The following is a 24,119-nucleotide window of genomic DNA, read 5'->3' as shown; positions in this document are numbered from 1 at the left end:
TCCCTTCGGTGATGTCGACGTCCGCCGTCCCGCGACGGGTGCCGCCTTCCGCTGTTCGCTTCGCCGTCCACCGTACCGGGGGCGGTGCGGAGTTGTGATCACCGGGCGGGGCCGAGTTGGTCTGAGCCGGACTGGACCGGACTGGACCGGGAGTGCGGGGCCGGTCCCCTCACGGCCAGGCGCGCAGGGCGAGTTCGGCGGTGCGGGCCAGCTCGGCGGCGGTGGCGCCGTCCCGGGCCTGCTGTGACATGCGCTGGATGACGGTGGCGAGGTAGCCGGCCAGTTCCTTCGGGTCGGCCTCGGGCGGCAGTTCGCCGTCCTCCCGGGCCCGGCACAGCCGTGCCTCGAAGACCCGCGTGTTCTCGTTGCGCAGGTCGCGTAGGCGGTCCTGGATCCCGGCGTCCTGCGCGGAGACGTTGGTGGCGGCGGAGATCACCAGACAGCCTGCCGGGTGGGACGGGTCGGGGTAGATGGCGGCGGCCTCGCGCAGGATGCGGGCGAAGGCGCCGTAGGCGGTGGGTTCCTCCTCCAGTGCGACGGCCGCGAACGCGCCGACGGGGGAGTGGCCGTACTGCTGGACCACCTCCTCGAACAGCGAGCGCTTGTCGCCGAACGCGGCGTACAGGCTGCCGGGGCGCATGCCCATGGCCGTGGTCAGGTCGGCGACGGCGGCGCCGCCCGGCTGGCGATGCCGGAGATCATCGCCTACGGCGCGACCAAGGGGGCCCTGGACACCTTCACCCTCAACCTCGCCAGGCAGCTCGGCCTGCGCGGGGTCACCGTGAACTCGGTCGCGCCCGGCATCGTGGACACCGACGTCAACGCCGGCTGGCTGCGCGGCAACGCGGTGGCGGAGGCCCATGCGGCCTCGGTGGCCGCGCTCGGCAGGGTCGGGCAGCCGGAGGACGTCGCGGACATCGTCGCCCTCCTCGCTTCCGACGGCGCGCGCTGGGTGACCGGCCGGGGCATCGACGCCACCGGCGGCGCGGGACTGTAGGCGGAAACGGGCGCGGGGACGGAAATGGATCCGGAAAGGGATGACAGCTGACAGATGATGAAATCTGTCAGCTGTCATCCGTTGTCTGTCATCCGTTACGTGTCATCTGTCGCCCGATCCCTGCCGGGGAGGGCGCCCGCCGCTACCCCCGCACCCGCCCGGTCACCTCGCCGAACCCGACCACGACCCCGTCCGGGCCGGGCGCGGTGGCGGTGATGGTGACCTCGTCGCCGTCCTCCAGGAACGTCCGGGTCGTGCCGTTCGGGAGCTTCAGCGGCTCCTCGCCGTTCCAGGTCAGCTCGATCAGCGCGCCCCGGGTGTCCGGCTCAGGCCCGCTGACCGTGCCTGAGGCGAACAGGTCGCCGGTGCGCAGCGAGGCGCCGTTGACGGTCATGTGGGTGAGCTGCTGCTGCGCCGTCCAGTACATGGTGGCGAACGGCGGGCGGGAGACCAGGTGCCCGTTCAGCCGGACCTCCATCGCCAGGTCCAGGCCCCACGGCTCGCCGCCCCGGTCGTCCAGGTACGCCAGCGGCTCGACGTCGCGCTCCGGCGGCGTGACCCGGGCGTGCTGCAGTGCGTCCAGCGGGACGATCCACGGCGAGATCGAGGTGGCGAAGGACTTGCCGAGGAACGGGCCGAGCGGCACGTACTCCCAGGCCTGGATGTCGCGCGCCGACCAGTCGTTGAGCAGGCAGACGCCGAACACGTGCTCGCGGAAGTCGTCCAGCACGACCGGCTTGCCGAGCTCTGACGGCGTGCCGACGACAAAGCCGACCTCGGCCTCGATGTCCAGCCGGCGCGTCGGCCCGAAGCTCGGCGCGGGGTCGGCGGGCGCCTTGCGCTGCCCGTGCGGCCGCACTACCGGCGTGCCGGAGACGACGACCGTGCCCGCCCGCCCGTGGTAACCGATCGGCAGGTGCTTCCAGTTCGGCGTGAGCGGCTCCGAACCCGGGCGGAAGATCCGGCCCAGGTTGGTGGCGTGGTGTTCGGAGGCGTAGAAGTCGACGTAGTCGGCGACCTCGAACGGCAGGTGCAGCTCGACCTCGTCGACCGGCAGCAGCGACGGCGACAGCGCCTCGCGGAAGGACTCGTCCGTGAGCCACGTGGTGAGGTCCGCCCGCACCCGGGTCCAGACCGGACGCCCGGCTGCCATCAGCGGGTTGAGCGAGTCGGCGTCCAGCAGCACGGACGGCGCACCGGCGGCGCGGGCGGCCGCCCCGGCGTCCAGCACGAAGTCCCCGACGCGCACGCCGATCCGGCGCCGGCCGGGCTGGTCGGCGGCGGTGAAGACGCCGTACGGCAGGTTGTGCAGGCCGAACGGCGAGTCCTGGGCGCCGGCGAGCCAGCTGCGGGGGGTGGTCAACGGTCCTCCTGGTGCGGTGGAATGGGCGACGACAGCAGGCCGAGCGCGGCCAGGTCGCCCAGGGGTTCGGCGATGCTGCAGGTGCCGAACGCGGTGAACGAGTTGCGGATCACCGTAACCTGACGATCCGTCAGTGCACGTACCGCCTTGGCCAGGACCTCGCCGTCGCGCTCCGCCAGCACCGCCGCGGCCGCGGCCCGGTCGGTCTCCTGCGCGGCCAGCAGGACGTTCAGAAAGCCGTGGTGCTCGAAGCCGGTCTCCGGGTCGGTGTGCCGGACGGCGTTGTGCAGCCCGGCGGTGCACTTGTACGGCAGTCCGCGCCGCGCGCAGCCGGTGAGGAAGGCGGCCAGCTCCGCCTCGTCCGGGAACGCTTCGGCGACCAGTCCGCCGGTGCGGAACTTCGCCCGGTACGGGCTGTCGACCAGCACGTCCAGGACGGCGTCCAGCTCGTCCCCGTGCAGGAGTTCGCGCGGCAGCTCGACGGCGGCCGGGACGTGCGGCGGCAGCAGCCGGTCCAACTCGGCGACCGCCTCGGCGGCGTCCCGGGTGGCCAGTTCGACGCCGGCCAGTTCGAACGGCGCGGCGGCGGCGAGCGCCTGGGCGAGCTCCGCGCTGCCCCCCGGAAGCACCAGCCCGACCCTGAGCGGCGCGCCGCCCGCCCTTGCCGAGCCGCCCGCCCTCGCCGTGTCGGAAGCCCCGGCCGAGTCGGACGCCACCGCTGCGTCTGACGCCCCCGCCGGGTCGGACGCCACCGCCTCGGCCAACTCGGCCAGCCGGCCCGCCCCGCAGAGGAGCGGGCCGACCGCCTCGGCGTACCAGGCTGCGCGGTGGGCGCGATGCGCGGGCACCGCCTCGACGAGCGGCAGGTTCCCCGGGGGGAACACCGCCGCGTCGTCGAAGAGTCCGTGGAACAGCTCGGGGATGACGCCCCCCGAAGGCAGCGCGCTCATCGACCGGGCCCCCGACCGGACCAGGTCCAGGCGTAGTTGGGGTCCTCGCCGGCCCGGCCGCCCTCGCCGAGCTCCAGCGGGCGGAAGGTGTCCACCATGACCGCGAGCTCGTCGAAGAACTCCGCGCCGATGCTGCGCTCGTAGGCGCCCGGCTGCGGCCCGTGGGTGTGCCCGCCGGGGTGCAGCGAGATCGAGCCCTGGCCGATGCCCGAGCCCTTGCGGGCCGCGTAGTCGCCGCCGCAGTAGAACATGACCTCGTCGCTGTCCACGTTGGCGTGGTAGTAGGGCACCGGGATCGACAGCGGGTGGTAGTCCACCTTGCGCGGGACGAAGTTGCAGATCACGAAGTTGTTGCCCTCGAACACCTGGTGAGCCGGCGGCGGCTGGTGGATCCGCCCGGTGATCGGCTCGAAGTCGCTGATGTTGAAGGCGTACGGGTACAGGCAGCCGTCCCAGCCGACCACGTCGAAGGGGTGGTGCGGCACGGTGTAGCGGGTGCCCGAAATCCCGTTCGGCCCACGGTGCTTGACCAGCACGTCGACATCCCCGGGGGCGTCCGCCAGCAGCGGGCCGACCGGCCCGCGGAAGTCCCGCTCGCAGTACGGCGCGTGCTCGAGCAGCTGCCCGTACTTGGACAGGTACCGCTTGACCGGGGTGATGTGGCTGTTCGCCTCGATGCAGTACGCGCGCAGCGGCTCGTCGCCGGCCGGCACCCAGCGGTGGGTGGTGGCGCGCGGGATGATCACGTAGTCGCCCTGGCCGACCTCGATCGAGCCGAACACCGTCTCGACCGTGCCGGAGCCGGACTCCACGTACACGCACTCGTCGCCGAGCCCGTTGCGGTACAGCTCGCTGGGGGCCCCGGCGGCGACGTACGAGATCCGCACGTCGCCGTTGCCGAGGACCAGCCGACGGCTGCCGACGACGTCCGCGGACTTCCACTCCTGGCCCGCGAACAGCTCGTGCAGCTTGAGGTGGCGGGGGAGCAGCGGGTGGTTGGGCACCGTGGACTGGTCCGGCAGCTCCCAGGGCACCGCGTTGACCACCGCCGAGGGGATGCCCCGGTGGTAGAGCAGCGAGGAGTCCGAGGAGAACCCCTCCTCGCCCATCAACTCCTCGTAGTAGAGCCCCCCTTCGGGGGTGCGGTGCTGGGTGTGCCGCTTGGGCGGGATGCTGCCAAGCTGCCGGTAGTACGCCATCTCCGTGGTCCTCCTCGACCGGTCGTCAGAGCTCTCCGACGCTCACAGGTTGCCGCGGCGGTCCTGCTCGCGCTCGATGGACTCGAAGAGCGCCTTGAAGTTGCCCTTGCCGAAGCCCAGCGAACCGTGCCGCTCGATGAACTCGTAGAAGACGGTCGGGCGGTCGCCGATCGGCTTGGTGAAGATCTGCAGCAGGTAGCCGTCCTCGTCGCGGTCGACCAGGATGCCGCGCTTCTTCAGCTCCTCGATCGGCACGCGGACCTTGCCGATCCGCTCGCGCAGCTCCGGGTCGTCGTAGTAGGCGTCCGGCGTGTTGAGGAACTCCACGCCGCGCGCCCGCAGCACGTCCACGGTGGTGAGGATGTCGTTGGTGGCGAGCGCCATGTGCTGGCAGCCGGGGCCGGTGTAGAACTCGAGGTACTCGTCGATCTGGGACTTCTTCTTGGCGATGGCCGGCTCGTTGAGCGGGAACTTCACCCGGTGGTTGCCGCTGGCGACGACCTTGGACATCAGCGCGGAGTACTCGGTGGCGATGTCGTCGCCGACGAACTCGGCCATGTTCACGAAGCCCATGACGCGGTTGTAGAACGACACCCACTCGTCCATCCGGCCCAGCTCGACGTTGCCGACGGCGTGGTCGAGGGCCTGGAAGAGGCGCTTGGGCGAGCCCTCCGGGTGCTTCACCTTGCTCTCCGCGACGACGTAGCCCGGCAGGTACGGGCCGTGGTAGCGGGAGCGGTCGATCAGGGTGTGGCGGGTCTCGCCGTAGGTGGCGATGGCCGCGCGGCGCACGGTGCCGTTCTCGTCCGAGACGTCGTTCGGCTCCTCGAGGACGGTGGCACCGGACGCGCGGGCGTGCTCGATGCACTTGTCGACGTCCGGGACCTCCAGGGCGAGGTCGACGACGCCGTCGCCGTGGCGGCGGTGGTGGTCCAGCAGCGGGCTGCCCGGCTGGACACCGCCCTTGATCACGAAGCGGCACGAGCCGGAGCGCAGCACGTACGCCTTGCGGTCGCGGCGGCCGGTCTCCGGGCCGGAGTAGGCGACCAGCTCCATGCCGAACACGACCTGGTAGAACTGGGCCGTCTGGGTGGCGTTGCCGACCACGAAGACGACCGCGTCCTGGGCCGTGACGGGGAACGGATCGGCGGCCTGGTCGTGCTCGACGAGGCCGACGAGGCGGCGCAGTTGGTCGGCGTCAAGACCGGCCTCGCGCTCCTCGGGGGTCAGCTCAAGGGCGTGGGACTGCGTGGTCATCGCTCGTTCCTCCACTTCGGGCCTCGGCTTTGAGGCTCCCGCTGGATCGCGGCCGCACCGCGGATGGGTGGGCGGTGCGGTTGCGGAGAGCTTGCTCCTGTCGGGGTGGTTGGGCAACAGGTCGGTTTTTCACTGCTCAATGTGTACAAGCTGGCCAGGATTTCCCGTCTCGCACTGCGCAAAATGTGCTGCCGATCCGGGGTGATGCGCGAAGTCTGCGCAATCGGTGTTCACGGGTTCTCGGCCCCGGGTTCGGGCTCGGACCCGCGGAGGTGGCGCAGGAACCAGTCCCGGGCCAGCTCAGAGACCTCGTCGAGGGTCCCGGGCTCCTCGAACAGGTGGGTCGCGCGCGGCACCACCGCCAGTTCACTCTCGCAGCGCAGTCGGCGTCCGGCCTGCCGGTTGAGGTCGAGCACCGTGGTGTCCAGGGAGCCGACGACGAGCAGCGTCGGGGCGCTCACCCGGCCCAGGACCTCGGACCCGGCGAGGTCCGGGCGGCCGCCCCGGGAGACCACGGCGCGCACGACCGGGCCCAGCTCGGCGGCGGTGTGCAGCGCGGCGGCGGCGCCAGTGCTGGCGCCGAACAGTCCCAGCGGCAGGCCCCGGGTCTCGGGCACGGCGCCGCTCTCGGGTGCGGCACTGCTCTCGGACGGGGTGCGGGACCCGGATGCGGGGCCGTCCTCGGTGTGCAGCTGCCGGGCGACGGCAGTCAGGCGGGAGCCCAGCAGCCCCACGTCGAAGACGTTGTGGCGGTCCGGCTCCTCGGCCTCGGTGAGCAGGTCGAACAGCAGCGTGGCCAGCCCGGCGCGGTTCAGGAACTCGGCGACGTACCGGTTGCGCGGGCTGTGCCGGCCGCTGCCGCTGCCGTGCGCGAAGACCACGACACCGCGCGCGCCGACCGGGACGGTCAGTCGGCCCGCGAGGCGGACCCCGCCGGCGGGCAGGACCAGCTCGCGGTCCACGCCGACGGCGGGCGGGGCGTCGCGGTCCCGGTCCTGCTCCTGTTCCTGGCCCCGGTCTCGTTCTCGGCTCCGGGCCTCGGCGAGCAGTCGCAGCACCTCCTCGTCCTCGGTCTGCGAGAAGTCGGCGTAGAACTCGCCGATCGCGAAGAACGGGGACGGCGTGTCGACGCAGACCAGCTCGTCGGCGACCTCCTCGAGACGTTCCGTCCAGTCCCGGGGCGCCACCGGCACCGCGAGCACCACCCGGGCCGCGCCGCGCGCCCGGACGATCCGGCAGGCCGCCCGGGCGGTGGACCCGGTGGCGATGCCGTCGTCCACCACGACCACCGTCCGCCCCCGCACGTCCGCAGGCGGACGGTCGCCCCGGTAGCGGCGGGCCCGGCGCTCCAACTCGGTGCGCTCGCGCCGCTCCACCGCGGCCAGCTGGTCGTCGGTGACCGAGGCGAGCCGGATGACCTGCTCGTTCAGCACCCGGACGCCGTCCTCGCCGATCGCCCCCATGCCCAGCTCGGGCTGGTAGGGCACCCCGAGCTTGCGGATCACACAGATGTCCAGCGGCGCTCCGAGCGCCAGGGCCACCACGGCGGCCACCGGCACCCCGCCCCTCGGCAGTGCCACGACGACGGTCTCGGGGCCGCCGACGTGAGCGAGGCGCGCGGCCAGCCGCCGGCCCGCGTCGGTGCGGTCGGCGAAGTGGGTGAAGTGGGTTCCGGTGACGTGCATGACACGGCCTCCGGTTCCACCGTACGTCGTTCCCGGCGACTCGGGTGCGGTGGCGGACGGGGGCTTCCCGGGGGCGGGACGGGGAGTGCCGCAGCGAGCCGGGAGGGGCGGTGCAGGGCCGGGAGAGGAAGTCGGCAGCGGGCCCGGCGCGGGCCTGGCCGGGCCTGGCGCGAGCCGGGAGAGGCCCCTGACCAGGGCGGGTTCGGCCCGGGACGGGTCGGGATCGGGCCGGGACGGGTCGGGATCGGGCCGGGATCCAACCGGGTTCGGCCCGGGACCCGGCCGGGAGCGGGACGGGAGGGGATCGGGATCGGGTCGGGATCCGGCCGGGAGCGGGGCGGGACGGAACCCCCGTGTGGGCGGGACAGCGGGCGGCGCACCGTAGATCGCAGAGGCGGACCGGAGGGCCCGCCGACGACCGGAAGGAGCGCCCGACATGCCGGGCACCGTCATCACCGACCTGCGTCGACGCGGCGCCGTCGACCCCGGCCGTCTGCTCGCGGGACCGCTGCGCGGCGTCGGCCTGCAGCGGCTCGAACCGGGGCACAGCACCGAGGTGGCCGCCGACGGCGTCGAGCATGCGCTCTACATCACGGCCGGCTCCGGTCTCGCCGAACCGCCCGAGAACGCGGCACGGCGGGACGCCCCGCCGGCCGACGCAGAGTCGTACGACGCCGAGCCGCGTGATGCCGAGCCGCGTGACTCCGGCATCCCCCTCGTCGAGGGCACCGCCGTCGTCCTCCCGCTCGGCACCCGGACCGTCCTCACCGCCGGCACCGCCGGGATGGAGTACTTCCACGCCATCCTGACCGTCCCCGCCGGCCGCCCCACCTCCTCGAGCGGAGATGAACCCGCATGATCGTCACCACCGACACCGGCGCCGCCATGCTCGTCCTCGGCCCGAACGGCGAACGCGTCCGGATCCGTTCGCTGGCCAGGCGCTCGATGCTCACCAGCGCCTGCGAGGCCTTCGACCACCTGCGGCTGAGCCCGGGCGCCCACCACGAGCTGACCGGTCGGCCCGACGCCGAGACCGTCCTGCACGTACTGCGCGGCGCGACCGTGGTCGGCCGACTGTCGGACGAGCCCGACCACCTGGCCTCCGAGGGCGATCTGCTGCTGGCCCGCCGGGGCCGCACGCTGCACCTCGAAGCCGGGCCGCTCGGCGCCGAACTGCTCTGCCTCACCCTCGCCGTCCCCCGGCACAGCGCCGGCACCCGGGCCGCCCTGACCCGGCGCCGCGCCGCCCGCCGCGACCGGCCCTGAACCCCCACCCCTCCGTCTCAGGAGACCCCTCGTGATCGTCGTACCCGCCGCCCTCCCCTGCACCGCACCCGTCTTCCGGCGGCTGATCGACCCGGAGCAGCGGCCTTCCGTCCGCGCCGGACTGACCGTCGAGACCCTCCCGCCCGGCGTCCGGACCGACCAGCTTCCCTACGAGTCGGCGGAGTCGGTCAGCGTGGTGCTCTCCGGCCGACTGGCCGCGGCCGGCCGGATCCTCTCCCCGGGCGAGGCCCTGCACCACCGGCCCGGCAGCAGCTGCCGGCTCACCGCCGTCCGGGGTGCGCCGACCACCGTGCTCACCGTCCGGCCGACCCCGTCCCGGGGCGGCATCCCGGCCCAGCGCTGCGGCCCGGAGTCCGCCCGGGCCTGGCGGCAGGTCGAGGTGAGCACCGTCGACCTCAACCCCGGTGGCCTCTGCGGACCGTACGAGGACCGGGCGGCCGACGCCTTCCTGCTGGTCCTCTCCGGGGTCGGCGTCTTCCTCGGCGACCTCGGCGAAGTGCCGGTGTACCCCGGAGACTTGGTCTACGTCAGGGCCAAGGAGCGGTACGGCCTCCGGGCCGGGTCGCGCAAGCCGGTCACCGCCGTGCTGGGCCGGATCGGTGCCCCGGGCGCCGAACCGGGACCGGAATGGGACGTCGAGCTCATGCGCTCGGGGCGTATCCGTCCGCAGAGTTGAGACGTGACCGATCGGCCTTGGTCGGTCACCTGGAAGAACCAGGAGTACCACCTCATGGCAACGAACCCGATCACCACAGCGATCTGTGCGGCAGGCGTACTGGCGGGCGTGATCGCGGCGGCCACGGCTGTGCGCCATGCCTGCTCGTCGCCGACGCCGGCGACGGGCGGAAGCAATGCGCTGTCGCCCGGGCCGACACCGACACCGGACAGCGGCGGAGGCATCGGCTGCCAGCCCGGTACCTGCGCGAAGCCGCCCATTCCCGGTGCCTGACCGACTCCCAATGGCTGATCACAGCTGACACATGACAGGGAACAGCTGACAGATTTCAGATTTCGAAATCTGTCAGCTGTTCCCTGTTCCCTGTTCCCTGTCGTCCGTCCCCGTCATCTGTGATCCGTCGCCGCCGCCGAGCGCGGCAGCACCGCCAGGACCTGCGTGCCCCGGTCCGACGGCAGCGGCCGGATCGAGCAGTGTCCGCCGATCTCCGCCGCCCGGTCCGCCATCGACCGCAGCCCCACCCCGCTGCCGTCCGCCGGCGAGTCGCCGTCCGGCCGGTACCCCACCCCGTCGTCCCGCACCGTCAGCGTCAGCGCCTCGTTGTCCACCCGCACCGTCACCAGTGCCGGTCCGAGCCCGTCGTGGATGTCCCGCCGCAGCCACCGCCGCTCCTCCTCCCGCGCGGCGACGATCTGCTCCCGGCTGGCCTGCAGGTCCTCCTGGAGCCGCAGCGAGGCGACGGCCGGGGAGGCCTGGTCGGCGAGCGAGCGCAGGATGTCGATGTCGCTGGCTTCCAGCCGCTCCTCGCCCGCCCGCAGCCCGACGGTCAACTCGCCGATCGGCAGCCCGTTGTGGACCAGCGCGAAGTCCTGGCTGCGCCCGAAGAGCGTCACGTTGATCGATCTGCAGAGCGCGTCGAGGGCGGCCGCGGCGCCGACGATGCCCGGGTCGGTGACCTCGACCCAGACGGGCGCGGCCGCCGTGAACTGCAGGATGTCGGTCAGGGCGTAGACCCGCATCACCCAACCGAGCGGGCTGCCCGGGCGGTGGGCGTGCAGCAGCATGCCCGCGCCCGCGGTCGGCAGGGCGTAGACCAGGATGGCGAGTTCGTCGCGCGGTAGGTGCACGTTCGGATCGCCGAGGTGCACGAGCACGTAGCAGATCCACAGCGTCGCGGCGACGAGGCAGACCGCCGTGACGACTGCCGCGGCGGTGAGTTGCCGTTGGGCCGGCGTACGGCGCCGGACGGAGGTCACCGGGGTCATGCCACCACCTCGCAGACGGGCTGGGCCGGGTGGGGGTGGACTCCGGTGGTGCGGCGCCCGGCGGTACGGACTCGCGGTCGGTCGCCGGCCCGGCCGGCGGCGTGAACCACGTCAGGTCCAAGTTTCGACGGCCCGGAGTCCTGGGCGCCTGAGGCAGCGGTCTCGGATCCTGTCCCTGACCGCGGTCCCGGTGCCCGGCCGGATCCGTCCCGCGCGCCCGCCACGCGGACGACTTCCGAGCATGTCACGGAAAGTAGCCGGTTCGCCGCTGGTAGTGTCGGCCGTGTGGATGAAGAACAGTCGCTGGCACCCGCGGGCCCGGTCGGGGTGCAGCCCGTCCGTGTACTGATCGTCGACGATCACCCACTCTTCAGGGAGGGGTTGAAGGCGGCGCTGGAGAGCGCGGAGGGCGTCCTCGTGGTGGCTGAGGCGGAGCGGGTCGCCGACGTGCCGGAGACGGTCGCCCGGCACCGCCCGAGCGTGGTGATCATGGACCTCTCGCTGCCCGACGGCTCCGGGCTGGAGGCCGTCCGTCAGCTCGCCACCCAGGAGGCGCCGCCGCCGGTGCTGATGCTGACCATGTCGGACGACGACGGCAACCTGCTCGCCGCGCTCCAGGCGGGCGCGCGCGGCTACCTGGTCAAGGGGGCCGGGCGGGAGGAGGTGCTGCACGCGGTGCGGACGGTCGCCGCGGGCGGCGCGGTGTTCGGCGGCGAGGTGGCGGGACGGATCACCGCCCTGCTGGCCGGGGCCCGGATGCGCGAGGCGGGGCAGCTGTTCCCGGACCTCACCGCCCGTGAGGCGGAGGTGTTGGACCTGGTCGCGCGCGGCCTGGACAACCGGCGGATCGCCCGCGAGCTGGTGGTCGCGGAGAAGACCGTCCGCAACCACGTCACGCACATCTTCGAGAAGCTGCACGTCGCCACCCGTGCCGAGGCGGTCGCCCGGGCCCGCGACATGGGCCTCGGCGACGGCTGAGGTGCCGGCTGAGGCGTGCCGGACGGCCGTGCAGCCATGCATCCGTACCCGAAAGCGGGGGTGCCGGCCCGCCGACCGGCACCCCCGGGGTCCTTCAGGTACCACGTCCGGTACTGCGTCCGGTACTGCGGCCTACGGCTGCATCTCGTACGCGCCGGAGAGCGCCTCGACCCGGTCCCACACCCGCGCGGCCCGCGCCGCGTCCGACACCGGACGGCGCACGTTCGCCAGCGCCCAGGCGGCCTGCTCCTCCGTGGCGGAGGCCTTGCCGTGCAGCTCGGTGGCGTGCGCGGAGAAGTCGCGGACCAACGCGTCGAAGACCTGGTCCAGGACGTCGCGGCCCTCCTCGGACGCGTCCAGGCCGGTCAACTCGGCCTGCTCCAGCACCAGCTGGCCGTAGACGATCAGCGCGAACAGCTGGCCGATCTCCAGCAGGAAGTCGAGGTCCGCCTGCTGCTCCTTGCTCGGCGCGTGGCTGAGCAGCAACTCGCAGAAGCTGTCGGCCTGTTCGCGGAAGCGGGCGACGTTGGGCAGCTGCGCCTGGCGGTCGTAGGCGGTGCGCCAGTCGTGGAAGCGGATCGCGCCGAGGCCGCGGGCCGGGCCCTGGCGGAACAGGAAGGCGTCGTCGGTGGCGTCCAGGCGGGTCGGCACCGGGGCGTAATCGGCCGGGGCGAACAGGTAGTTGCCCATGAACTTGAGGATCAGCGCCAGGTTGACGTGGACGGTGCCCTCCAGCTTCGGCAGGCCGCGGATGTCCTTCGCGGCCTTGTCGAAGTAGGTGTCCGCCTCGAAGCCCTTGGCCGCGATGACGTCCCACATCAGGTCGATGACCTTCTCGCCCTCGGTGGTGACCTTCATCTTGGTCATCGGGTTGAACAGCAGGTACCGGCGGTCCTCGGGCGAGGCGGTGCGGAAGTAGTCCACGGCCCGCGCGCTGAACAGCTTCATCGCAACCAGACGGACGTACGCGTCGGTCAACTCCCGCTTGACGTGCGGGAAGTCGGTGACCCGCTTGCCGTACAGCACCCGGTTCTGGGCGTGCGTGACGGCCTCGTACATCGCGTGCTCGCAGATGCCGACGGAGGCGGTGCAGAGGTTGAACTTGCCGACGTTGACGGTGTTCAGGGCGGCGTCGAAGGCGGCCTGGCCGGTGTGCAGCACGTCCTCGGCGCGCACCGGGTAGTCCTCGAGGCGGAACTCGCTGACGTACATCTGGGCGTTCACGACGTTCTTGACCAGGTGGTACGCCTCGTGGCGGCTGTCGGCGGCGAAGAAGACGTAGCCCTCGGGGCCCTCGATGTCCGAGCGGCGGCCGAACACCGAGACCAGGCCGGCCACGTTGCCGTTGCCGATGTAGTACTTGGGGCCGGTGGCGGTGAAGCCGCCCTCGCCGTCCGGGGTGAGGATCATGTCGGTGGAGTAGATGTCGGCGCCGTGGCTGCGCTCGGAGAGGCCGAACGCCATGACGTGGCCCTCCGCCAGGAGCTTGGCGGCGCGGGCCCGGACGGCCTCGTTCTCGCTCTGCCAGACCGGGCCGAGACCCAGGATGGTGACCTGCCAGGTGTACCAGTAGCCGAGGCCGTAGAAGCCGAGGATCTCGTTCAGCTCGGCGATCCGCGCGGTGTCCCAGCGCTTGTCGGGGTCGGCCGCGGACGGGGTCAGGAACTCCGCGAACAGGCCCTCCTTCGCGGCGAATTCGAGGAAGTCGGCGTACCAGGCGCGGTCGATGTAGGTGTCGATCAGCGCCTTCTTGCCGCGGGACTCGAACCAGTCGACGGTCGCACGCAGCAGCCGGCGGGTCGGCTCGTCGAACTGTGCGGGGTCGTAGGTGCGCGGGTTGAAGAGCATCGAGAGGCTCCCGGGGATCGAAGGGGGTGAGGGTCGCGGGGTTGCAGATCCGCCAGGACGCCAGGACGCCAGGGCGTCAGGGCGTCCGGTCGGCGGCGAGGCGGCGCAGGGTGACGAGCACGTCGTCGAGCCAGGCGAGTGTCATCCGCTCGTACTCGATGCCGCCGCGCAGCACCACGTGCTGCAGTTCCTGGCGGGTGTCGAGCGCGTCGAGGTCCGGGAAGTCCCGTTCTTCGCCGTGCAGATAGCGGGCGAGCAGGGCGGCGTGGCTCTCGCGGTGGCGTTCGACCTCGGAGATCAGCGCGGCCGGGTCGTCGAAGGCCGCGGCCCGGATCTTGACCGCGAGTTCGTGCCGGACGGTCTCCGGCTCGACCGGCTCCCGCAGCCAGCCGGCCAGTGCGGCCCGTCCGGCCTCCGCCGCCGAATAGACCTTCTTGTCCGGGCGCCCGTCCTGGGCGACCTCCTGCGCGGCCACCCAGTCGTCCGCCTCCATGCGCCGCAATACCCGGTAGATCTGCTGGTGGGTGGCGGTCCAGAAGCGCCCGATGGAGCGGTCGAAGCGCCGGGCCAACTCGTAGCCGGAGCCGGGCTGCTCCAGCAGCGAGACGAGGATCGCGTGCTCCAGTGCCATGACCCGCATCCTGCTATGCAACGAGTTGCATAGGCAATGGCGCCCCGCCGGGTTGAGACGCAGGTCACCGGCGTGATCGGATGGTTATCGATCATTAAGGATGATCGGGTGCAAAACGTTAGATTAGGGACAGAATGGGTACGGGGCATGCGCCTTCCGAGGGAACATGCCTCCCAGGTTCCGGACCACAGGAGGTGGTATCGGTGGCAACCCATATCCCGACGGGCATGGAGCACCATCCGGACATCGTCGAACTACGGGAACACTACGAGCGGGTCACCTCGACCCCCCGCGCCCAGGGCATCGAAGCCCTGGCCGTACTGGCCGGCCTCTTCCTGGCGGCATCGCCATGGATCGTCGGCTTCACCGCGTTCAGCACCCTGACCGTGACCTGCCTGATCGTGGGTCTGGCCTACACGGTGCTGATGGCCGGCTACGGCACGGCCTACGAACGCACCCACGCGAGGGCCTGGGCGGCCACCGCGCTCGGTGCCTGGACGATCATCTCCCCGTGGGTGGTCTCCGGTTCCGTGGCGCACGGCAAGAACATCGTCACCTGCATCATCGTCGGTGCCGTGATGTTCCTGCTCGGCCTCGCGGCGATCTCGATGGCCACCATGACCTCGAACGGAGCGGCAATGCGGCGCGGCCGGGCCGGCCGAGCCAGGGGCTGATCTTCCCCACAGCCCGTGCCGGGGCGCGGAGGGCGCAACCGCCCACCGCGCCCCGGCGCACGTCCCCCGACGCTCCCGACGCTTGGGGCGCACCGACGCTCCCGGCACATGCCCGCCGACGGTCCCGGCCATCCGGAGCGCCCCGAGGCGGCTACGGGCGCGTCATCCGCAGTACGTCCAGCGCCTCGTCCAACTGCTCCTCGGTGAGCTTGCCCTGCTCGACGTAGCCGCGCTCCAGCACCACCTGACGGATGGTCTTGCGCTCGGCCAGCGACTGCTTGGCGACCTTGGCGGCCTCTTCGTACCCGATGTAGCGGTTCAGCGGGGTCACCACCGACGGCGAGGACTCCGCGTACTCCCGGGCCCGTTCGACGTTGGCGGTGATGCCGTCCACCGTCCGGTCGGCCAGCAGCCTGGCGCTGTTGGCCAGCAGCCGGACCGACTCCAGGACATTGCGGGCGATCACCGGGAGCATCACGTTCAGCTCGAAGTTGCCGCTCGCGCCGGCCAGCGTCACCGTCGCGTCGTTGCCGACCACCTGGGCGGCGACCATCAGCACCACCTCGGGCAGCACCGGGTTCACCTTGCCCGGCATGATCGACGAACCGGGTTGCAGGTCCGGCAGGTTGATCTCGCCGAGCCCGGTGCGCGGACCGGATCCCATCCACCGCAGGTCGTTCGCGATCTTCGTGAACCCGACGGCCACCGTGCGCAGTTGACCGCTCAGCTCGACCAGGGCGTCCCGCGCGCCCTGCGCTTCGAAGTGGTCCCGGGCCTCGGTCAGCGGCAGGTCGGTGACGCGGGCCACCTCCGCGATGACCGCCGCCGGGAACCCGGGCGGGGTGTTGATGCCGGTGCCCACCGCCGTTCCGCCGAGCGGGAGTTCGGCCACCCGGGGGAGCGTGGCCAGCAGCCGCTCCCGCCCGTGCCGCACCTGCGCCGCATAGCCGCCGAACTCCTGGCCGAGCGTGACGGGCGTGGCGTCCATCAGGTGCGTGCGGCCCGACTTGACCACCTGCGCGAACTCGGCGGCCTTGCGCTCCAGCGCCTCCGCGAGGTGCTCCAGCGCCGGGATCAGGTCGTGCGTCACGGCGGCGGTGGCGGCGATGTGGATGGAAGAGGGGAAGACGTCGTTGGACGACTGGCTCGCGTTGACGTGGTCGTTCGGATGGACGGGGCGGCCCAGCCGCTCCCCGGCCAGGGTCGCGATCACCTCGTTGGTGTTCATGTTGGACGAGGTGCCCGAGCCGGTCTGGAACACGTCCACCGGGAACTGGTCGTCCCAGCGCCCCTCCGCGACCTCCTCGGCCGCCGACACGATCGCCGCCGCCGTCTCCTCCTCCAGGACCCCGAGACGGGCGTTCACCCGGGCCGCGGCGGCCTTGATCCGGGCCAGCGCGGCGATGTGCGCGCGCTCCAGCCGCTGGCCGGACACCGGGAAGTTCTCCACCGCCCGCTGCGTCTGCGCCTGCCACTTCGCGGCGGCCGGCACCCGGACCTCGCCCATCGAGTCGTGCTCGACCCGGAACTCCTGCGGCTTCGCCTGCTCGTCACCCATCGTGCGCTGCACCTCCTGTACGGGCCGGTCCGGCCCGGAACGGATCTCCGATCACGACAGCCCCGAGCGGGGCCCGGGTATTTCCGGCAGGGGTGATCGGGTACTCCACCGGGCTCGGGTCGAGTACCGAGGCCTGCCCCGGGGCCCACCGCCGATGCCCGCCCCCGACGGCCCGCCCTCGACGGCCCGCTCCCGATGCCGCGCCCGACGGCCCGCCCCTACCGCCGGGGCAGCTCGGCGCGGACCAGTTCGCCCGGGGCGGTACCGGCCTGGGCGACCAGTGCGCCGCCCGGGGCCCAGACGCCGGAGCCGCCGGAGCTGTCCTGGAACTCGCCGGTGGCCCCGGCGGAGGTGGCGAGCACGCACCACACCCCGTGGGCGGCGGCGCGTGCCCCGACGTGCCCGTCGCGGCGCTCGGCCTGGGCGGGGCCGGGCCCGTACAGGGTGGAGGCGACGTACGCGTCGATGTCGAGTGCGGCGGTCTCCTCGGCGTGCGTCGGGTCGGCGGCGTCCGCGCAGACGGCGAGGCCGAGCCGCAGGCCGTCCAGTTCCAGGACGACGGGCTTCTCGCCGGCGGTGAAGCGCTCGACCTCGGCGCCGTGCAGGCGCATCTTCCGGTAGACGACGACGGCGCCCTCGCCGGTGACCGCCAGGGTGGCGATGGACTCGTGCCCGTCGGTCTCCCGGACCGGCGCGCCGACCAGCGCCAGGGCGCCGGTCGCAGCGCAGGCCTCGACCAGCGGCGCGAGGCGCGGGTCCGCAGGGTCGACGGCGGGCGCGGTCAGGTCGTAGCCGGTCAGTGACAGCTCGGGGAAGACCACCAGCCGTGTCCCGGCCTCCCGGACGGTCCGGGCGTGCAGTTCGACGTTGTCGGCCACGGTGTCCGGGCGACCGGGGGCGGCGCAGCCGGGCTGGGCGACGGCGACGGTCAGCGGTGCGGGAGCGGGCACGGCTGAGGGCGCGGCTGCGGGCACGGGCGAGGACATGGCGGAGCTCCGGGCAGGTGGCAGGTGGGTTCCGGGTGGTCAAGATCAACCTATGTGTCCGTCGAACAGCCTGGCAACGACCGGGCCGCACTCACTCGAACGAGTGAGACATCGGGCGAACCGCTTCAAACCGGCGTACGGCGCTTCGTACGCTCCTCCAGGGCCGGAGGGACAGACGGACAGACGGACAGCCGGCCCGGCCCGGACAGCCGAAGGAAGCTCGGCCCGGGGGGACCAGCGCAAGGGGTGGACGGACGGATGACCAGGGGACACGGCGCGACGAGCGCGAGGGGCGACGCGGGCGCAGGCGGAGCCGACGGCGGGCCGCACCGGGGCAGCGGCGCCGGGAGCGGGCTGACCCGGCGGCAGCTGCTCGGCGCCTCGGCCGCGCTCGGTGGCGCGGCCTGGGTCCTGCGCGGCACGGTCGGACCGGACAGCGCCGGGGCCGCCGCGCCCGTACCGCCCGGACTCCCCGCCGGCACCGAGCTCTACCAGCGGGTCTTCCAGAACTGGTCCGGCGAGATCCGTACCGATCAGCTGTGGACCTGCGCGCCCCGCACGCCCGAGGAGGTCCCGGCCCTCGCCGACTGGGCGCACGCCAACGGCTGGCGGCTGCGGGCCTCCGGCTACCGGCACACCTGGGCCCCGCTCACCGTCGCCGACCAGACCCCGGGGAGCGCCCGCGTCCTGCTGGTGGACACCAGCCGGTACCTCACCGCCGTCACCGCCGACTCGCCCAGCACCGTCCGGGTGCAGACCGGCGTCACCATGGAGGCCCTGCTCGCGCACCTGGCCGACCGCGGCCTCGGTCTGACCGCCTGTCCGGCCCCCGGCGAGATCACCGTCGGCGGCGTGCTCGCCATCGGCGGCCACGGCACCGCCGTCCCCGCCGCAGGGGAGGCGCGGCCGGACGGGCACGGCTACGGCTCGGTGAGCAACCAGGTGGTCCGGCTCACCGCCGTCGTCCTCGACCCGGCCACCGGCCGCTACGCGCTGCGCACCTTCGACCGCTCCGAGGCCGACAGCGCCGCCTTCCTGGTGCACCTGGGCCGCGCCTTCCTCACCGAGGTCGTCCTCCGGGCGGGCGCCGACCGGCCGCTGCGCTGCGTCAGCCGGCTCGACATCCCGGCGAGCGAGCTCTTCGCCCCTCCGGGCGCCGGCCGGGACGGCGGGTTGCTCGGGGGACTGCTGGGCGGTGGCGGCCCGCGGACCTTCGCCGAGTTCGTGGAGCGCGACGGCCGGGTCGAGGCGATCTGGTTCGCCTACACGGACCACCCCTGGCTGAAGACCTGGACCGTCGCCCCGACCAAGCCGCTCGCCTCCCTCGCCGTCGACCACCCCTACAACTACCCCTTCTCGGACATCGTCCCGGAACCGGTGGCCCGGCTCGCCGGCCAAATCGTCGCGGGCGCCTGGGGATCGGCCCCGCTGTTCGGCCAACTCCAGTACCTGGTCGCGAAGGTGGGGCTCACCGGTGACGTCACGGACGTCCTGCTCGCCGGCGGACTGCTCCGCGGACTGCTCACCGGCGACGTGCTCACCCACCTGCTCGCGGGCGGCCTGAGCTCCGACCTCTGGGGCCCCTCGCGCACCCTGCTGCAGTACGTCCGCCCCACCACCCTGCGGGTCACCGCCAACGGCTACGTGGTCCTCGCCCGGCGCGCCGACCTGCAGTGGGTGGTCAGCGAATTCGCCGCGTACTACCGGGAGTTGCTCGCCGAGTACCAGTCGCGGGGTGAGTACCCGGTGAACGGCACGGTGGAGATCCGGGTCACCGGTCCGGACGACCCGGCGTACTCCGGCGTCCCCGGCGCCCGGCCCCCGCTGCTGTCCGCGCTGCGCCCGCGCGCCGACCGCCCGGAGTGGGACACCGCCGTCTGGCTCGACGTCCTCGCCTTCCCCGGCACCCCCGGGCTGGAGCGCTTCGCCCGGGACCTGGAGCAGTGGCTGCTGCGCACCTTCGACGGCACCAGGGCGGGGCTGCGGGTCGAGTGGTCCAAGGGCTGGGCCTACACCGCCGACGCCGCCTGGTCCGACCCGGACCTGATCGACCGTGTCATCCCCGACAGCCTGCGCGCCGGCGGTGGGCCCGGCTGGGACGAGGCGGTCGCCGTCCTGGACCGGCACGACCCGCACCGGGTGTTCGGAAACCCGTTCCTGGACGGGCTGTTGAAGTGACCCCGGCGAATTGACGGTGTGTCAGATAGGTCGCCTGGGTCAGCTGGATCAGATGTGTTCCATCACGATCACCGCCAGGGTGTCCGGGGCCAGGGCGCGGAACACGTGCGGGGCGTCGCCCGGGTAGCTCACGTAGTCGCCCGGGCCCAGCTCGACCGGCGCCTCCGTCGGCCCGGCCAGCGCGCGTCCGGCGCCGATCATCACGTGCTCGACCGTGCCGGGCATGTGCGGGTCGGAGGCCCTGGTCTCACCCGGCTGCGCCTCGATCCGGTAGATGTCGCGCCGGGCGTTGGGCGGGCAGGAGGAGAGCACGGTGGCGGCGTAGTCGGCGCGCTCGGAGTGGGTCACCGGGCCCTCGCCGGCCCGGATCACCTTGACGAACGGGCGCGGCGGGTCGACCAGCCGGCTGAACGGCACGTTCAGTGCGACCCCGAGCGCCCAGAGCGTCTCCACGCTGGGGTTGCCCGCGCCCGACTCCAGCTGGGAGAGCGTCGACTTGGCGATGCCCGCGCGCCGGGCCAGCTCCGCCATCGACAGCCCGCTGCGCTCGCGCTCACGCCGGATGGAGGCGGCGATCTGGCCGATCAGTTCGGTTCCGGATCCGCCGGCGGCGGTGGCCGGGGTGGTCTGGTCACTCATGCTCGCCACTCACGCTTTCCTCCGGCTCCTTCGCTGCCTGCCGACAGCCGGGCTGCCGGGTTTCGGTGCGGCCCGGCGCGGCCGGTGCCGTTCATGCTGCCATGGCCGCCCTGGCCCTCGGGGGTGCCGGGCAATGGGCGTTCGGTCTGCCGGTCGTCTCGTTCGCCTTGACGAACGATGCTTGATGGGTTCACTCTGATGGACATGCGTTCGCTACTCCGAACACTGGAGCGTGCCACCCTTCGTGACATCGCCCTGGTCTGCCTGGCCGACGCCCTCGTCGGCGCCTCCTTCGGCGCGATCAGCGTCTCCGGCGGTCTGCCCCTCTGGGTGCCGATCGCGCTCTCCGCCCTCGTGTTCGCGGGCGGCTCCCAGTTCGCGGCGGTCGGCGTGGTGCTGTCCGGCGGCGGCGTGCTCGCGGCGGTCGCCACCGGACTGGTGCTCAACGCCCGACTGCTGCCCTTCGGCTTCACCGTGGCCGACGTCCTCGACGGCTCCTGGTGGCGGCGGCTGGTCGGCGCACAGCTGATCACCGACGAGACCGCCGCCTTCGTCCTGCAGCAGAGCGAGCCTCGCCGGCGCAGGGCCGCGTTCTGGCTCTGCGGGATCGCCCTGTACGTGGTGTGGAACGTCTCGGTGCTGCTCGGCGCCGTCGCGGGCGGGCTGATCGGCGACACGGACGCGCTCGGCCTGGACGCCGCCTTCCCCGCGGTGCTGCTCGCGCTCGTGCTGCCCTCGCTCACGGACCGGCGCACCCGTACGGCGGCGGTGGTGGGCGCGGTGGTGGCGGTCGCGGCGACCCCGTTCGTACCGGCCGGGCTGCCGGTGCTGCTCGCCCTCGTCGGGCTGCTGTTCGCCGGGCGGCCGGGAGCGGGCGAGGCGCCCGCGGCGGTGCGGCCGGTGGAGGATGCCGAGCAGGTGGAGCGGGTGAAGCGCGTGAAGCGTGTGGAGCAGGCAGAGCCGACGGCGAAGGAGACGGTCCGATGATGCCGCTGTATGCCGTGCTGCTGCTGGCAGTCGGGACGTACGCCTTCCGGCTGGCCGGGCCGCTGCTCGGCGGTCGGCTCGCCCTCTCGGAGCGGCTGCGGCACCTGCTGGCGGTTGCGGCGGCGGTGCTGCTGGTCGCCCTGGTGGCGACCGGGGCGCTGACCCAGGGGCACGGTTTCGCGGGGTGGGCCCGTCCGGCGGGCGTGCTGGTCGCGGGGGTGCTCGCGCTGCGCCGGGCGCCGTTCCCGGCGGTGGTCGTCGCGGGCGCGGCGACGACGGCGCTGCTCCGGTTGTGCGGGGTGGGGTGAGCGGGGACGGCGGCTGACAGCCACCCGGCGCCATGTCGCTTTCCTCACTCGCTCGCGCCCACCCACCGCCCGGCGGCGTGCGGAATACTCGCCGGTACTTTGCCGAGACGACAAGGAGCTTCAATGACGAAGCCGACCCGGATCGACCCGTCCGACCTGCTCGCGGTCGGCGACCTGCTCTCCGACGAGGAGCGGCTGATCCGCGACACCGTCCGCCGGTTCACCGAGGAGCGGATCCGCCCGCACATCGGCGAATGGTTCGAGCGCGGGGTCTTCCCGGCCCGTGAAATCGCCCCCGAGCTGGGCGCCCTCGGCGTGCTCGGCATGCACCTCGACGGCTACGGCTGCGCGGGCGCCGACGCGGTGGCGTACGGGGTGGCCTGCATGGAGCTGGAGGCGGCGGACTCCGGGCTTCGCAGCTTCGTCTCCGTCCAGGGTTCGCTCGCCATGCGCTCGATCCACGCCTTCGGCTCCGAGGAGCAGAAGCAGCGCTGGCTGCCCGGCATGGCCGCCGGCGAGCTGATCGGCTGCTTCGGCCTCACCGAGCCGGACTTCGGCTCAGACCCGGCGAACATGCGCACCCGGGCGGTCCGGAAGGGCGGCGAGGGCGGCGACTGGGTGCTGTCCGGCAGCAAGATGTGGATCACCAACGGCAGCATCTCCGACGTCGCCGTGGTCTGGGCGCAGACCGAGGAGGGCGTGCGCGGCTTCCTGGTCGAGCGCGGCACCCGCGGCCTGACCGCCACCGACGTGCACGGCAAGCTCTCCCTGCGCGCCTCCGTGACCAGCGAGCTCGCCTTCGACGAGGTGGTGCTGCCCGCCGACGCCGTGCTCCCCGGGGTGGTCGGCCTGCGCGGTCCGCTCTCCTCCCTCAACGAGGCCCGCTACGGCATCCTCTGGGGCACCGTCGGCGCCGCCCGCGACTGCTACACCGCCGCCCTGGACTACGCCAAGAGCCGGATCCAGTTCGACCGCCCGATCGCCGGCTTCCAGCTGACCCAGCAGAAGCTGGTCGAGATGATGCTGGAGGTCGAGAAGTCCTACCTGGTGGCGCTGCGGATCGGCCGGCTCAAGGAGGAGGGCGCCGCCCGTCCGCCGCACATCAGCTTCGGCAAGCTCAACAACGTCCGCACCGCACTGGAGATCGCCCGCAGCGCCCGGACCGTCCTCGGGGCCAACGGCATCACCACGGAGTACCCGGTGCTGCGGCACGCCAACAACCTGGAGTCGGTGCTCACCTACGAGGGCACCAGCGAGATCCACACCCTGGTCCTCGGCGAGACCATCACCGGCGAGTCCGCGTACCGCTGACGGGCCGTCCACCCGCCGTGAGCAGGAGAAATTCGGTGGCCGGGCCCGGCGCGGCCCGGCTACCTTCCCTGCCATGACCAGTCAGCCCGTCCGGACACCCCCGACCACCACCCTCTGGCGCCCCACCGGGCCCCAGGAGCTGGCGCTGGTCGAGGCCGCCGACCGGCGCGCCTGGCCGCCCCGGCTGCCCGACCAGCCGATCTTCTACCCCGTCCTCAACGAGGACTACGCGATCCGGATCGCCCGGGACTGGAACGTGCCGGCCTCCGGTGTCGGCTACGTCACCCGTTTCGAGGTCGAGACGGAGTTCCTCGCCCGCTACCCCGTGCAGCAGGCCGGCGGCCGGACGATCCTCGAACTCTGGGTGCCAGCCGAGGAGTTGGACGAGTTCAACCGGAACATCGTCGGCCGCATCGAAGTGGTCCACGAGTTCCGGCCCCAGTCGTGACCCGGGCAGCCCTCGCGCAGGCGGGTACGCCGGCGGCGGCCGGCCGCGTCCTGCTCACCTCGGCCCAGCGGACCGGCACCACCGCCCTGCTCGTCGAGGCCGCCGCCCGCCGCGGCCTCGCCACCGCCGTCCTCGACGGCCCGGAGACGGTCGAGCGGCTCGCCGGGCGGCCCGTCCACTGGTACGGCGGGCCGCTCGCTGCTGCCCGGATCGCCGCGCCGCTGGGCCTGGCCCTGCTCGAGCCCGCGGACGACTGGCTCGCCCGCCTCCCCGAGGAGTTCACCCGCCGCCGGATCGAGCTGACCACGCTCGCCGAGGCCTGGACGCTGCGCCACCCGGCGTTCGTCAAGCCGCCCGCCGACAAGTCGCTGCCGCCCGCCGTCTACCCGGACGGCTCCCGGCTGCCGCGCACCGGCGAGCGGATCGGCCCGGACACGCCCGTCCTGGTCAGCGAGCCGGTGACCTTCGCCGCCGAGTACCGGCTGTTCGTCCGCGACGGCGAGGTGCTCACCGGCAGCCGCTACGCCCGCTTCGGCCGGCTCGACCCCGCGCCACCCGCCCCCGAGGCTCTCGCCTTCGCCCGCCGCCTGCTCGCCGCCGTCGGCGACACCCTGCCCGGCGCGGTCGCCCTGGACGTCGGCCCGATCGCCGACCCGTACGACCCGGCCGAGCGGTGGGCCGTGGTCGAGGCCAACATGCCGTGGTTCGCGCACTGCTACGGCGCCGACCCGGAGCGCGTCCTGGACGTCGTGCTGCGCGCCGCCGGACCGGCGGCCGAGCTGGCGGAGGCCGACCGCCGGTTCGTCCGGACGGCCGCCTGACGCCCGCCGGGCGTCCGGTCGGTTGTCGCGGACGCCCCCCGGCCCCGCCTGACAGCTGCGGACCTCCGCCCGG

At 73.1% G+C, this 24,119-nt stretch carries 24 protein-coding genes and 1 pseudogene; 13 read left to right on the top strand and 12 right to left on the bottom strand.

The genetic code is table 11. From position 1 onward, the window contains the following. Positions 1 to 169: 169 nt before the first annotated feature. On the bottom strand, positions 170 to 640 hold the full coding sequence (locus ACIBEC_RS01670; RefSeq protein WP_360490766.1) for a TetR/AcrR family transcriptional regulator: 471 nt from the start codon (positions 638 to 640) through the stop codon (positions 170 to 172). A gap of 30 nt (positions 641 to 670) precedes the next feature. On the opposite strand from ACIBEC_RS01670, the pseudogene ACIBEC_RS01665 reads away from it, so the two are divergent. Next, positions 671 to 997, top strand: a pseudogene (locus tag ACIBEC_RS01665) (SDR family oxidoreductase); the annotation flags it as partial. Positions 998 to 1,139: 142 nt separating this feature from the next. On the opposite strand, the gene fahA reads toward ACIBEC_RS01665, so the two are convergent. From fahA to ACIBEC_RS01640, 5 genes are all read right to left on the bottom strand, one after another. Further along, entirely contained in the window at positions 1,140 to 2,360 is a 1,221-nt protein-coding gene (fahA, locus tag ACIBEC_RS01660; protein ID WP_360490293.1) for a fumarylacetoacetase, read from the bottom strand. Continuing rightward, on the bottom strand, positions 2,357 to 3,310 hold the full coding sequence (locus ACIBEC_RS01655) for a hypothetical protein (RefSeq protein WP_360490291.1): 954 nt from the start codon (positions 3,308 to 3,310) through the stop codon (positions 2,357 to 2,359). Before ACIBEC_RS01655 ends, fahA begins: the two co-directional genes overlap by 4 nt. Continuing rightward, positions 3,307 to 4,509, bottom strand: coding sequence for a cupin domain-containing protein (locus tag ACIBEC_RS01650; RefSeq protein WP_360490289.1), 1,203 nt, complete (start codon positions 4,507 to 4,509; stop codon positions 3,307 to 3,309). Before ACIBEC_RS01650 ends, ACIBEC_RS01655 begins: the two co-directional genes overlap by 4 nt. Positions 4,510 to 4,551: 42 nt before the next feature. Beyond that, entirely contained in the window at positions 4,552 to 5,766 is a 1,215-nt protein-coding gene (gene hppD, locus ACIBEC_RS01645) for a 4-hydroxyphenylpyruvate dioxygenase (RefSeq protein ID WP_360490287.1), read from the bottom strand. A 230-nt stretch (positions 5,767 to 5,996) separates the two neighbouring features. Beyond that, positions 5,997 to 7,451: a phosphoribosyltransferase family protein gene (locus tag ACIBEC_RS01640; protein ID WP_360490285.1), complete on the bottom strand. Its 1,455-nt coding sequence runs from the start codon at positions 7,449 to 7,451 to the stop codon at positions 5,997 to 5,999. 436 nt (positions 7,452 to 7,887) lie between these two features. On the opposite strand from ACIBEC_RS01640, the gene ACIBEC_RS01635 reads away from it, so the two are divergent. Genes ACIBEC_RS01635 through ACIBEC_RS01620 form a run of 4 tightly spaced genes read left to right on the top strand, consistent with a single transcriptional unit; the run spans position 7,888 to position 9,687 of the window. Continuing rightward, on the top strand, positions 7,888 to 8,310 hold the full coding sequence (locus ACIBEC_RS01635; protein ID WP_360490283.1) for a hypothetical protein: 423 nt from the start codon (positions 7,888 to 7,890) through the stop codon (positions 8,308 to 8,310). Then, a complete protein-coding gene (locus tag ACIBEC_RS01630; protein WP_360490281.1) occupies positions 8,307 to 8,717 on the top strand; it encodes a hypothetical protein in 411 nt (136 codons plus the stop codon). The genes ACIBEC_RS01635 and ACIBEC_RS01630 overlap by 4 nt, the downstream gene beginning before the upstream one ends. Before the next feature lie 31 nt (positions 8,718 to 8,748). Next, on the top strand, positions 8,749 to 9,414 hold the full coding sequence (locus ACIBEC_RS01625; protein WP_360490279.1) for a cupin domain-containing protein: 666 nt from the start codon (positions 8,749 to 8,751) through the stop codon (positions 9,412 to 9,414). A gap of 3 nt (positions 9,415 to 9,417) precedes the next feature. Further along, the gene (locus ACIBEC_RS01620; protein ID WP_360490278.1) at positions 9,418 to 9,687 is read left to right on the top strand and encodes a hypothetical protein; all 270 of its coding nucleotides are present in this window, start codon (positions 9,418 to 9,420) and stop codon (positions 9,685 to 9,687) included. Positions 9,688 to 9,800: 113 nt separating this feature from the next. Here ACIBEC_RS01620 and ACIBEC_RS01615 read toward each other — a convergent pair whose 3' ends face one another. Next, positions 9,801 to 10,679 (bottom strand): hypothetical protein, encoded by an 879-nt coding sequence (locus ACIBEC_RS01615; RefSeq protein ID WP_360490276.1) that lies wholly within the window; start codon positions 10,677 to 10,679, stop codon positions 9,801 to 9,803. A 285-nt stretch (positions 10,680 to 10,964) separates the two neighbouring features. Between ACIBEC_RS01615 and ACIBEC_RS01610 the strand changes: the two genes are divergently transcribed. After that, positions 10,965 to 11,657, top strand: coding sequence for a response regulator transcription factor (locus tag ACIBEC_RS01610; RefSeq protein WP_360490274.1), 693 nt, complete (start codon positions 10,965 to 10,967; stop codon positions 11,655 to 11,657). 132 nt (positions 11,658 to 11,789) lie between these two features. On the opposite strand, the gene ACIBEC_RS01605 is transcribed toward ACIBEC_RS01610, so the two are convergent. Together ACIBEC_RS01605 and ACIBEC_RS01600 are read right to left on the bottom strand one after the other, a co-directional pair. After that, positions 11,790 to 13,505, bottom strand: coding sequence for an acyl-CoA dehydrogenase family protein (locus ACIBEC_RS01605; RefSeq protein ID WP_360490272.1), 1,716 nt, complete (start codon positions 13,503 to 13,505; stop codon positions 11,790 to 11,792). Positions 13,506 to 13,581: 76 nt separating this feature from the next. Next, entirely contained in the window at positions 13,582 to 14,136 is a 555-nt protein-coding gene (locus ACIBEC_RS01600) for a PadR family transcriptional regulator (protein WP_360490270.1), read from the bottom strand. 203 nt (positions 14,137 to 14,339) lie between these two features. Between ACIBEC_RS01600 and ACIBEC_RS01595 the strand changes: the two genes are divergently transcribed. After that, complete coding sequence (locus tag ACIBEC_RS01595; protein ID WP_360490268.1) at positions 14,340 to 14,810, top strand: SPW repeat protein; 471 nt, start codon at positions 14,340 to 14,342, stop codon at positions 14,808 to 14,810. Between the two features lie 151 nt (positions 14,811 to 14,961). Here ACIBEC_RS01595 and ACIBEC_RS01590 read toward each other — a convergent pair whose 3' ends face one another. Both ACIBEC_RS01590 and ACIBEC_RS01585 read right to left on the bottom strand, forming a co-directional pair. After that, entirely contained in the window at positions 14,962 to 16,368 is a 1,407-nt protein-coding gene (locus tag ACIBEC_RS01590) for a class II fumarate hydratase (RefSeq protein WP_360490266.1), read from the bottom strand. A gap of 218 nt (positions 16,369 to 16,586) precedes the next feature. Next, complete coding sequence (locus ACIBEC_RS01585; RefSeq protein ID WP_360490264.1) at positions 16,587 to 17,354, bottom strand: carbon-nitrogen hydrolase family protein; 768 nt, start codon at positions 17,352 to 17,354, stop codon at positions 16,587 to 16,589. A gap of 258 nt (positions 17,355 to 17,612) precedes the next feature. Between ACIBEC_RS01585 and ACIBEC_RS01580 the strand changes: the two genes are divergently transcribed. Beyond that, complete coding sequence (locus ACIBEC_RS01580; protein ID WP_360490262.1) at positions 17,613 to 19,532, top strand: cholesterol oxidase substrate-binding domain-containing protein; 1,920 nt, start codon at positions 17,613 to 17,615, stop codon at positions 19,530 to 19,532. Between the two features lie 48 nt (positions 19,533 to 19,580). On the opposite strand, the gene ACIBEC_RS01575 is transcribed toward ACIBEC_RS01580, so the two are convergent. Then, a complete protein-coding gene (locus ACIBEC_RS01575) occupies positions 19,581 to 20,171 on the bottom strand; it encodes an XRE family transcriptional regulator (RefSeq protein WP_360490724.1) in 591 nt (196 codons plus the stop codon). Between the two features lie 204 nt (positions 20,172 to 20,375). Between ACIBEC_RS01575 and ACIBEC_RS01570 the strand changes: the two genes are divergently transcribed. From ACIBEC_RS01570 to ACIBEC_RS01550, 5 genes are all read left to right on the top strand, one after another. Next, a complete protein-coding gene (locus ACIBEC_RS01570; protein ID WP_360490260.1) occupies positions 20,376 to 21,158 on the top strand; it encodes an AzlC family ABC transporter permease in 783 nt (260 codons plus the stop codon). Beyond that, on the top strand, positions 21,158 to 21,466 hold the full coding sequence (locus ACIBEC_RS01565) for an AzlD domain-containing protein (protein WP_396287678.1): 309 nt from the start codon (positions 21,158 to 21,160) through the stop codon (positions 21,464 to 21,466). The genes ACIBEC_RS01570 and ACIBEC_RS01565 overlap by 1 nt, the downstream gene beginning before the upstream one ends. A gap of 123 nt (positions 21,467 to 21,589) precedes the next feature. Next, positions 21,590 to 22,777, top strand: coding sequence for an acyl-CoA dehydrogenase family protein (locus tag ACIBEC_RS01560; protein ID WP_360490256.1), 1,188 nt, complete (start codon positions 21,590 to 21,592; stop codon positions 22,775 to 22,777). Between the two features lie 73 nt (positions 22,778 to 22,850). Then, the gene (locus tag ACIBEC_RS01555) at positions 22,851 to 23,225 is read left to right on the top strand and encodes an ADP-ribosylation/crystallin J1 (protein ID WP_360490254.1); all 375 of its coding nucleotides are present in this window, start codon (positions 22,851 to 22,853) and stop codon (positions 23,223 to 23,225) included. Then, positions 23,222 to 24,046, top strand: coding sequence for an ATP-grasp domain-containing protein (locus tag ACIBEC_RS01550; protein WP_360490252.1), 825 nt, complete (start codon positions 23,222 to 23,224; stop codon positions 24,044 to 24,046). The genes ACIBEC_RS01555 and ACIBEC_RS01550 overlap by 4 nt, the downstream gene beginning before the upstream one ends. The last annotated feature ends 73 nt before the right edge of the window (positions 24,047 to 24,119 follow it).

It is taken from the genome of Kitasatospora sp. NPDC051164 (assembly GCF_044455625.1).
Classification (GTDB): Bacteria; Actinomycetota; Actinomycetes; order Streptomycetales; family Streptomycetaceae; genus Kitasatospora.
This window is presented reverse-complemented; position numbering and strand designations above follow the sequence as displayed.

Excerpts from the sequence above, each read along its gene's own strand:
- ACIBEC_RS01670 (WP_360490766.1), bottom strand. The coding sequence starts at position 640 with ATGCGCCCCGGCAGCCTGTACGCCGCGTTCGGCGACAAGCGCTCGCTG.
- ACIBEC_RS01655 (WP_360490291.1), bottom strand. The coding sequence starts at position 3,310 with ATGAGCGCGCTGCCTTCGGGGGGCGTCATCCCCGAGCTGTTCCACGGA.
- ACIBEC_RS01650 (WP_360490289.1), bottom strand. The coding sequence starts at position 4,509 with ATGGCGTACTACCGGCAGCTTGGCAGCATCCCGCCCAAGCGGCACACC.
- hppD (WP_360490287.1), bottom strand. The coding sequence starts at position 5,766 with ATGACCACGCAGTCCCACGCCCTTGAGCTGACCCCCGAGGAGCGCGAG.
- ACIBEC_RS01640 (WP_360490285.1), bottom strand. The coding sequence starts at position 7,451 with ATGCACGTCACCGGAACCCACTTCACCCACTTCGCCGACCGCACCGAC.
- ACIBEC_RS01635 (WP_360490283.1), top strand. The coding sequence starts at position 7,888 with ATGCCGGGCACCGTCATCACCGACCTGCGTCGACGCGGCGCCGTCGAC.
- ACIBEC_RS01630 (WP_360490281.1), top strand. The coding sequence starts at position 8,307 with ATGATCGTCACCACCGACACCGGCGCCGCCATGCTCGTCCTCGGCCCG.
- ACIBEC_RS01615 (WP_360490276.1), bottom strand. The coding sequence starts at position 10,679 with ATGACCCCGGTGACCTCCGTCCGGCGCCGTACGCCGGCCCAACGGCAA.
- ACIBEC_RS01605 (WP_360490272.1), bottom strand. The coding sequence starts at position 13,505 with ATGCTCTTCAACCCGCGCACCTACGACCCCGCACAGTTCGACGAGCCG.
- ACIBEC_RS01600 (WP_360490270.1), bottom strand. The coding sequence starts at position 14,136 with ATGGCACTGGAGCACGCGATCCTCGTCTCGCTGCTGGAGCAGCCCGGC.
- ACIBEC_RS01590 (WP_360490266.1), bottom strand. The coding sequence starts at position 16,368 with ATGGGTGACGAGCAGGCGAAGCCGCAGGAGTTCCGGGTCGAGCACGAC.
- ACIBEC_RS01585 (WP_360490264.1), bottom strand. The coding sequence starts at position 17,354 with ATGTCCTCGCCCGTGCCCGCAGCCGCGCCCTCAGCCGTGCCCGCTCCC.
- ACIBEC_RS01580 (WP_360490262.1), top strand. The coding sequence starts at position 17,613 with ATGACCAGGGGACACGGCGCGACGAGCGCGAGGGGCGACGCGGGCGCA.
- ACIBEC_RS01575 (WP_360490724.1), bottom strand. The coding sequence starts at position 20,171 with ATGAGTGACCAGACCACCCCGGCCACCGCCGCCGGCGGATCCGGAACC.
- ACIBEC_RS01570 (WP_360490260.1), top strand. The coding sequence starts at position 20,376 with ATGCGTTCGCTACTCCGAACACTGGAGCGTGCCACCCTTCGTGACATC.
- ACIBEC_RS01565 (WP_396287678.1), top strand. The coding sequence starts at position 21,158 with ATGCCGCTGTATGCCGTGCTGCTGCTGGCAGTCGGGACGTACGCCTTC.
- ACIBEC_RS01560 (WP_360490256.1), top strand. The coding sequence starts at position 21,590 with ATGACGAAGCCGACCCGGATCGACCCGTCCGACCTGCTCGCGGTCGGC.
- ACIBEC_RS01555 (WP_360490254.1), top strand. The coding sequence starts at position 22,851 with ATGACCAGTCAGCCCGTCCGGACACCCCCGACCACCACCCTCTGGCGC.